At 70.7% G+C, this 7,596-nt stretch carries 10 protein-coding genes and 1 pseudogene; 7 read left to right on the forward strand and 4 right to left on the reverse strand.

Going from position 1 to position 7,596, the window contains the following annotated elements; genetic code table 11:
* From RWP81_RS12210 to gnd, 3 genes are all read left to right on the forward strand, one after another.
* Window positions 1-250, forward strand: a 250-nt coding sequence (locus RWP81_RS12210) for a LuxR C-terminal-related transcriptional regulator (RefSeq protein ID WP_314456466.1), incomplete at its 5' end; no start/stop codon positions are given.
* Window positions 251-312: 62 nt separating this feature from the next.
* Window positions 313-813: a bifunctional nuclease family protein gene (locus RWP81_RS12215; RefSeq protein ID WP_314456468.1), complete on the forward strand. Its 501-nt coding sequence runs from the start codon at window positions 313-315 to the stop codon at window positions 811-813.
* An 86-nt stretch (window positions 814-899) separates the two neighbouring features.
* The gene (gnd, locus tag RWP81_RS12220; protein WP_314456470.1) at window positions 900-1,961 is read left to right on the forward strand and encodes a phosphogluconate dehydrogenase (NAD(+)-dependent, decarboxylating); all 1,062 of its coding nucleotides are present in this window, start codon (window positions 900-902) and stop codon (window positions 1,959-1,961) included.
* A 10-nt stretch (window positions 1,962-1,971) separates the two neighbouring features.
* Here the strand turns inward: gnd and RWP81_RS12225 are convergent, their stop codons facing one another.
* A complete protein-coding gene (locus RWP81_RS12225) occupies window positions 1,972-2,499 on the reverse strand; it encodes a hypothetical protein (protein WP_314456471.1) in 528 nt (175 codons plus the stop codon).
* 165 nt (window positions 2,500-2,664) lie between these two features.
* Between RWP81_RS12225 and RWP81_RS12230 the strand changes: the two genes are divergently transcribed.
* Window positions 2,665-3,243: a ribonuclease H gene (locus tag RWP81_RS12230; RefSeq protein ID WP_314456473.1), complete on the forward strand. Its 579-nt coding sequence runs from the start codon at window positions 2,665-2,667 to the stop codon at window positions 3,241-3,243.
* A 71-nt stretch (window positions 3,244-3,314) separates the two neighbouring features.
* Here the strand turns inward: RWP81_RS12230 and RWP81_RS12235 are convergent, their stop codons facing one another.
* On the reverse strand, window positions 3,315-4,280 hold the full coding sequence (locus RWP81_RS12235; RefSeq protein WP_314456475.1) for a reductase: 966 nt from the start codon (window positions 4,278-4,280) through the stop codon (window positions 3,315-3,317).
* A 191-nt stretch (window positions 4,281-4,471) separates the two neighbouring features.
* Here RWP81_RS12235 and yiaA point away from each other — a divergent pair, with 191 nt between their 5' ends.
* On the forward strand, window positions 4,472-4,939 hold the full coding sequence (yiaA, locus tag RWP81_RS12240) for an inner membrane protein YiaA (RefSeq protein WP_314456477.1): 468 nt from the start codon (window positions 4,472-4,474) through the stop codon (window positions 4,937-4,939).
* Between the two features lies 1 nt (window position 4,940).
* Here yiaA and RWP81_RS12245 read toward each other — a convergent pair whose 3' ends face one another.
* A complete protein-coding gene (locus tag RWP81_RS12245) occupies window positions 4,941-5,864 on the reverse strand; it encodes a GNAT family N-acetyltransferase (protein ID WP_314456479.1) in 924 nt (307 codons plus the stop codon).
* Window positions 5,865-5,938: 74 nt separating this feature from the next.
* On the opposite strand from RWP81_RS12245, the gene RWP81_RS12250 reads away from it, so the two are divergent.
* Both RWP81_RS12250 and RWP81_RS12255 read left to right on the forward strand, forming a co-directional pair.
* Window positions 5,939-6,337, forward strand: a complete 399-nt coding sequence (locus RWP81_RS12250) for a hypothetical protein (protein ID WP_314456481.1) — start codon at window positions 5,939-5,941, stop codon at window positions 6,335-6,337.
* Between the two features lie 164 nt (window positions 6,338-6,501).
* Window positions 6,502-7,326, forward strand: a complete 825-nt coding sequence (locus RWP81_RS12255) for a CPBP family intramembrane glutamic endopeptidase (RefSeq protein ID WP_314456482.1) — start codon at window positions 6,502-6,504, stop codon at window positions 7,324-7,326.
* Between the two features lie 55 nt (window positions 7,327-7,381).
* Here the strand turns inward: RWP81_RS12255 and RWP81_RS12260 are convergent.
* Window positions 7,382-7,596 (reverse strand): annotated as a pseudogene (locus RWP81_RS12260) (alkane 1-monooxygenase); the annotation flags it as partial.

The following is a 7,596-nucleotide window of genomic DNA, read 5'->3' on the forward strand; positions in this document are numbered from 1 at the left end:
CGCCCTGGCCCCCTCCATCGCCGGCCGCCTGCTCGCCCGCCTGCGCGAACCGCGGGTGACGTTGTCGGTGCGCGAGATCGAGGTGCTGCGTCTGGTCGCCCGCGGAGCGTCCAACGCCGATGTGGCCCGTCGGCTGCACATCACCGATGCGACGGTGAAGTCCCACCTCGCGCACGTGTTCTCCAAGCTCGGTGTCTCCTCCCGCACCGCCGCGGTGTCGGCGGCGCGGGCGCTCGGCATCCTGCGCTGACGTCGCCCCGCGGGGTGCGCGGGCCCGCATCGCGTGGCGGGGGAGCACCGTACGATGGGCGGATGATCCGGGTGCGCGTGGTCGGAGTGGCTCTCGACCCGGCCCAGCAGCACGTGATCCTGCTGAAGCCGGTCGACACCGACGCGGACGGCGACCGGGTGCTGCCCGTGTGGATCGGCCCGCGGGAGGCCATGTCGATCCTCGTCGCGATCGAGGGCACACCGTCGCCGCGTCCGCTCGCGCACGACCTCATGACGGCGATGCTGGGCGAGCTGTCGGCATCCGTCGATCGCGTCGAGGTCACCCACCTCGACGAAGGGACCTTCCACGCCCGCGTGGTGCTGGACACCCCGGCGGGGCAGCGCACGTTCGATGCCCGCCCCTCGGATGCGATCGCCCTCGGCGCCCGCGTCGATGCGCCGATCTGGGTGTCCGACGACGTCCTCGCCGAGGCGGGCGTGCCCGACGAGGCGGTCGAGCTCGACGCGTCGGCCGAGGATAAGAGGGTGGAGGAGTTCCGCCGCTTCCTCGACGACGTCGACCCCGACGACTTCCAGGGCTAGCACCGATGCCCGGGCCCCCGGGCGGCTCCTAGACTCGCGGAGGGGCCGCGCGGCGCGGTCCGTGATCCACGACGAACGGGGTACGGATGCAACTCGCCATGGTCGGACTCGGACGAATGGGCGCCAACATCGTCCGCAGGCTCATGAAGGACGGTCACGACTGCGTCGTGTTCGACGTGAATCAGGATGCCGTGGCCGCACTCGTCGCAGAGGGCGCCACGGGAGCGACGAGCATCGCCGACCTCGCCTCGAAGCTGCAGAAGCCCCGCGCCGTGTGGCTGATGATCCCCGCCGGTCTCACCGGGAAGGTGGTCGACCAGGTCGCCGAGGTGCTCGAGCCCGGCGACATCATCATCGACGGCGGCAACTCGAACTACCGCGACGACGTGCGCCGTGCGGCGAAGCTGAACGACAGCGGCATCCACTACGTCGACGTCGGAACCAGCGGTGGTGTCTTCGGTCTCGAACGCGGCTACTGCCTGATGGTCGGCGGTCACGAGGAGGCCGTCACGCACCTCGAGCCCGTGCTGCGCACGATCGCCCCCGGACCCGGTGAGGTCGAGCGCACGCCGGGCCGTACCGGCGAGTTCACGACCGAGGAACGCGGGTATCTGCACTGCGGTCCCTCCGGCGCCGGTCACTTCGTGAAGATGGTGCACAACGGCATCGAGTACGGCATCATGGCCGCTCTTGCCGAGGGGCTCAACGTGCTGAACAACGCCGATGCGGGCCTTCACCAGGGCGAGCACTCGGCCGAGATCGCCCCCCTCGAGGAGCCCGAGTACTACCAGTTCGACATCGACACCGCCCGCGTGACCGAGCTCTGGCGCCGGGGGTCGGTCATCTCGTCGTGGCTGCTCGACCTCACCGCGGCCGCTCTCTCGCAGAATCCCACGCTCGACGGGCTCGCCGGTCGTGTGTCCGACTCGGGCGAGGGGCGCTGGACGGTCAAGGCCGCGGTCGACACGGGGGTTCCCGTGCCGGTGCTGGCCGCGTCACTGTTCGAGCGTTTCGCCTCGCGTGGTGAGGACCACTTCGCCAACCAGGTGCTCTCGGCGATGCGCCTGCAGTTCGGCGGTCACCAGGAGCTTCCCGCCGGCGACGTGCTCGAGGCGGGCCAGAAGAAGGCCGAGAGCGGGCGCGACTGAGCCGGAAGCCTCAGCGCTCCAGCAGGATCTGACACACGAAGAGGCCCTCGCCGTCGTTCCACACCTCGGCGGCGGGGGCTTCGCACGCGCCGTTTTCGGCGGTGAGCAGCCGCACGCCCGCCTCGTCGAAGATCGCGTAGGGCCCGACCGTGCCGCGCACCGGAGTCGTCGCGCCCCGCGGGAGCTCGCCGACCGACTGGAGAGCGTCCATCAGCGCCGCGCTCGCGTCCTGCGTGTAGTACGTCGTGCCCTCGTAGTCGCGGCAATTGGCCGTGCCCCCGGTGCCGATGGGGAAGCCGTCGCCCAGGCAGTAGCCGCCGAACGGCACGTTGGGGAGGCCGCCATCGGCGGCCCGATACCTCTCGAAAATCTCCTCCCACTGAACGAGTCGCTGCGTCGCCTCGGTGTTCGGATCGGCCGGCTGGGCGAGGATCCAGGCGAGGAATCCCCCCGCGCCCACGATCGCGGCACCGGCGATCGCGAGGGCGGTGACGGCGGCGGGATGCAGGCGGGCGCGAGTGGGGGAATCGGGCGACATGACGGCGGTCCTTCTCGACGGGGCGACGGGCGCGGAAGGGTCAGGTTTCCACAGGCGCGGAGGTGCGCGGTCACCGTCCGCCCTCCCCGCCCGCGGAGCAGCCGCACCATTCACCCCCGAGTTCACCTGGCGGGGTCGATCCGGGGGAGAGGGGAGACTAGGGGGATGAGTTCGCCCGCGTCCGCACCCCTCACTCCCGCCTCTTCCGACCGCTACGTCGTGGCCACCGACGGAGCCTGCAAGGGCAATCCCGGACCGGCCGGCTGGGCCTGGGTCGGCGAGGACGGGCACTGGGCGGCGGGCTCGATCCCCGCGGGGACCAATAACATCGGCGAACTCCTGGGTCTGCTGCACGCGATCACCGATCACGCCGACGTGCGCGAACTCGTCGTGCAGGCCGATTCGAAGTACGCCATCGACACGTACTCGTCGTGGATGGACGGCCACCGCCGTCGAGGGTGGGTCACGAGCGCGAAGAAGCCCGTCGCCAACCAGGGCATCCTCGAGGCCCTCATCGCCGCTCGAGACGCCCGCCGCGCGGCCGGGCTCCCCGACGTCGTCCTCGAGCACGTCCGGGGCCACAGCGGCCACGTGCTCAATTCCTGGGCTGACGAGCGTGCCGTGCGGGCCTCGCAGCACGCGGCCAAGGGCGAGGAGCTGATCTGGACGTCGCTGCGGGGTCTCGACCGACTCGAGGTCGCCTCTGCGCCGCCGCGCTCCGCCGCCGACCGTAACGGGCGCTGACCGGCGATCCCCCGTCGGCGACGCCGCGCCGACACCCGACCCGCCTCGGGCGACGTCTCAGGCGACCGTTGTCAGCGAGACGTCGCTGCCAGGACTTCCGTCTCTTGGCGAAGCGTGAGACCCGCGCGGCGGGGGCGATCCACACCCCGCGCCCGTTCGTCCGCGAGCGTGCGCCGCATCGTCTCGGCGAGCGGCCGCCGCAGACCACCGGATGCCACGAAGGCGGCGTCACTGCGCCGCGAGAAGCCCCGCGCCTCGGCGGGGAGCCACAGCGGCAGTGAGCGCTCACCCATCCAGTGCTGCACACCGCGGGCCGTGAGCGTGGCGTCGTCGAGCGCCACCGTGTCACCGGGCGTTCCCGCTGCGTCGGCGGCCGCCGCGAGGACCGCGGCCAGCGGGTACTCCTCGCCGACCGCGTTGACCGGCCCGGTGACGCCCGCTCTGCCGGCGTGTTCGATCCAGGCGGCGAGGTCGTCGACGTCGATGCCCTGCACGTACCGCCCGTGCGGGTCGGGGGTGAGCACCCGTCCTCCGCGGGCGAAGCGGGCCGGCCAGTAGCCGAAGCGATCGGTCGGGTCGCCCGGACCCACGATGAGGCCCGCACGGGCGAGTAGGGCGCGATCACCCAGGCGCGCCGCGGTGAGCCGCTCGGCGTGCACCTTGGCGTCCGCGTACTGCGACAGATCGACCGGCTCCACCAGCTCCGCATCCTCGTCGGCGAAGGGGATGTCGGAGCGGGCGTACACCGAGACGCTCGAGACGAGCGTCCAGTGCTCCGCGCGGTCGGCGAGGGCGTCGAGTCCGGATGCCACGAACTCCGGATCCCACGACAGCTCGACGACGTCGTCCCACTCGCCGTCGAGGGCGTCGTAGGCATTCGGGGAGCGTCGATCGGCGCGCACGAGTCGTGAGCCCGGGATGACCGCACCGGCCTCACCGCGGGCGAGGCAGACGACGTCGGCGCCGGAAGCGACCGCCGCCGTCGCTATCGCGCGGCCGAGCCAGGCCGTTCCACCGAGGAGGAGCATGCGTCGCATGCGCGCCAGCCAAGCACCGTCGCCGCCGCTTCGCGAGCGGAGTTCGCGGATGGCGGACGGGGGGGCGACCGTCTCCCCCCGCGCAGCTCTCTCCACAGATTCGCTCGTATGTCTGCGCCCGCATGCGGCGAGCGCTAGGTTCTCCGCCACGGAATATATCTCCCGCGGGAGACGAAAGAAGGGTGGGGACCATGTCGGATATCCAGAAGCAGCATGTGCTCGGTAGACCGACCGGAGCGTTCGTCGGTGCGTCGTGGGTGGCGCTCGGACTGGGCGCCTCGGTGTACTTCGTAGGGTTGTACAACGCCCGCATGCTGCTGTCGGAGAAGGGGTTCTTCCTGGCGGTGTTCCTGCTCGGTCTCTTCGCCGCCATCAGCGTGCAGAAGGCCGTGCGCGACCGCGCGGAAGACGTTCCCGTGACCGGCGCGTACCTCGGCGTGGCATGGGGGATGCTGCTGGTGTCGCTGACCCTGATGGTGATCGGTCTCTGGAACGCCGAGCTCCTGCTGTCGGAGAAGGGCTTTTACGGCATCGGATTCGCGATGAGCCTGTTCGCCGTGGTCGCCGTGCAGAAGAACGTTCGCGACCTCGCCGCGTTCCGCCGGGCGAACCCCGAGGTCGTACCCGTCGCGCGGCCCTCGTTCCCCGCTGCTCCCTGAGTCAGTGCGGCACTGTCGTTCCCTGGTGGAAGAGGCAGCGGGGCCGGGGAGCGCCCTGCCACACCGATGATCGCCGGCTCGCGCGGTCGTCGGCTCGCAGCAGGTAGGTCAGCAGCACCGTCTCCGGTCCGAGCAGCCGGCTCTGCCGCTCCTCGATGACCGGCGGACGTGCGCTCGTCGTCTCGGCGGCGAGGGCGATGATGATGTCGTCACGGGTCCACCGTCGTCCGGACCGACCGATCTCGGTGAAGTCGTCGGCGAGCAACCTGCGCAACTCGTCGGGGTCGCGCCTCACCGCGGGAGTCAGCAGAAGCTCCTCGGCGGTCCATGCCGCGGTGATGAGCTCCCCGGCATCGGCGCGCCGCTTCTCCCCTGACCGGGGCATCTCCGGTCCGCACGGGACGGGCGTCGTCGACCCGCTCGCCCAGTCGCGGCGCAGCACACCGTATGCGACGGATGCCAGAGGCTCGGCACCGTCGACGGGCCAGCCGTCGCGATACCAGGCCTCGCGCACCCACCCGGCCTTGTCGAAGGCGCAGCGCATCGGGGCGTTGTCCTCGCGTGTCTGGCCCTCGAGGCGGACCACGCCATCACGTGTGCGGAACACCCGATCCGCGGCGAGGGCAAGTGTTCGCGCGCCGAGTCCCTGCCCGCGCCACCGGTCCGCGAGACGCAGGTCGACCACGGCCGTCGGATCTGCGAGATCGTCGAGGCGGAGCAGACCGACGCGGCCCCGTTCGTCGTCATGGATCCAGAACGCCTCGGTACCGTCGTCGCCCCAGAGGCCGGCGTCGATGTCGGCTCTCACCTGCGCGACCGTTAGACGCTGTCGTACATGGAATGGCCAGAGGCTCGCGGTGAGGAAGTCCGTCAACGCGCGGCGGTCCCCGCCGGCGGCATCCACGGGTGTGAGGGTCAGCGCCATCCATCCACCGTAGACATCCCGTCCGGCATCCTGTCTACGCTGGGACGACAGCCCGCTCCCCGAAGGATCCCGTCGTGCCCTCCGCCTCCCGCGCTCCCGCCGCTCGCCCGCCCGCCGACCGCGCCACCACGATCCGACTGCTGCGCACCGCCTCGCTCGTCATCGCCGGCGTGGGGGCGTCGATCACGATGGGCGCGCTCGGGTCGTGGTGGACGCCTGCCATCCTGCTCGTCGCCACCGCGGGGGCGGTGCTGGTGGTCTGGCGCGGCGGAGTGACGCCGGTGGGGGAGCGAGTCGTGGCGCCGGCGCTGGCCGTGGTGGTGGCCCTCACCGTGGCGGCCCTGTTCGGGCTCGCGGGCGTGCTGCCCTCCGGCTGGACGTGGGCGGCTCTCGGCGCCTACGGCGTGGCGTGGGGCGAGTACCTCGTCACCCAGACGCTCGCGCGCTCGCGCGCGGCGGGCTCCGCGCGCTGAACCGCGAGGCTTACCCCGTCGGAAGGGCGGCACGCTCGTGAGGAGCTGCTGCTGACCGACGCTGAAGGCGCCAGCCCTGCGGGCACTCGCTTCTCTTCCGTCGATTCTGGGGTGAGGCATAGGTTGAATGTGCTGCCCGATGAGCGGGCGATCGGGGGTCCCTCATGAACGATGTCGTCGGTCGATCGGCCTGGAGCCGCTTCTGGAACCGCGGGCGCTGGTGGAAGGCCGTCGTCCTCGCCGCCGGCTACCTCGTCCTCTACGAACTCGCGTCTCTCGCTTTCGTCCCGCTCGTGCCGTTTGCGGGGGATTCGGGTTCCGCGTCGTTCGTGTTCATCTTCTACGTTCTCCCGATCCTCGTCGGCGCCGTGATCCTCGTCGTCTTCGGGGCGACGACCGGATGGTTGCGAGGACTCTTCGCTCGTCAGTCGCTCGGTGGGCGGGGATGGATGTGGATCGCCGTCGTCGTCGTGCTCCTGTTCAACGTGCTGCACCTGTTCAGCATCGATTACAGCGCAGCCGGTATCGACTACGTGATGACCTGGCTCCTCGCAGGGCTGTTCATCGGTTTCTCCGAGGAGGTGCTGACCCGGGGATATGTCGTACGGATCATGCGCGACGCGGGACACCGGGAAATCGTCGTGGCACTGGTCTCGGCGGGCCTGTTCGCGCTGCTGCACTCGACGAACCTCCTCAGCGGTCAGGCCCTCGTCCCGACGCTGGTGCAGATCGTCTACACGTTCTTCTTCGGCATCCTCATGTACCTCGCCATGCGCGTCACGCGCACTCTGCTCGCGCCTGTCCTGCTCCATGCCAGCACCGACCCGAGCATCTTCATGCACGCGCAGTATCCCGCCGAGGGGGCTCTGGGATCGCTGGCGAACTTGGGCAACATCGTTGTCATCGTCGTCGGGCTCGTGCTCGTCTTCTTCATCCGCGGCCGCGTCGGCCGTGACGGGGAGTCGACGTTCACGACCGCCTCGCGGTGACGCGGTTGGCCGACGGCATCCGACGCTCTCGGGAGCGCCGGACGCCGCCGCACCCTTACACGGCGGCCGGTGTGTGCGTCGGTACCCAGCCGAGCGCGGGGGCGACGTGCTGCGCGAAGTTCTCGACCAGGCGCAGGTTGAACTCCACGCCCATCTGCGACGGGATCGTCAGCATCAAGGTGTCGGCGCTCATCACCGCCGCGTCGTTCTGCAACTGCTCGACGAGCTTGTCGGGGGTGGCCGCGTAGGTCTTGCCGAAGGTCGAGCGCA

Origin of the sequence: uncultured Microbacterium sp. (assembly GCF_963521695.1) — a bacterium.
Classification (GTDB): Bacteria; Actinomycetota; Actinomycetes; order Actinomycetales; family Microbacteriaceae; genus Microbacterium.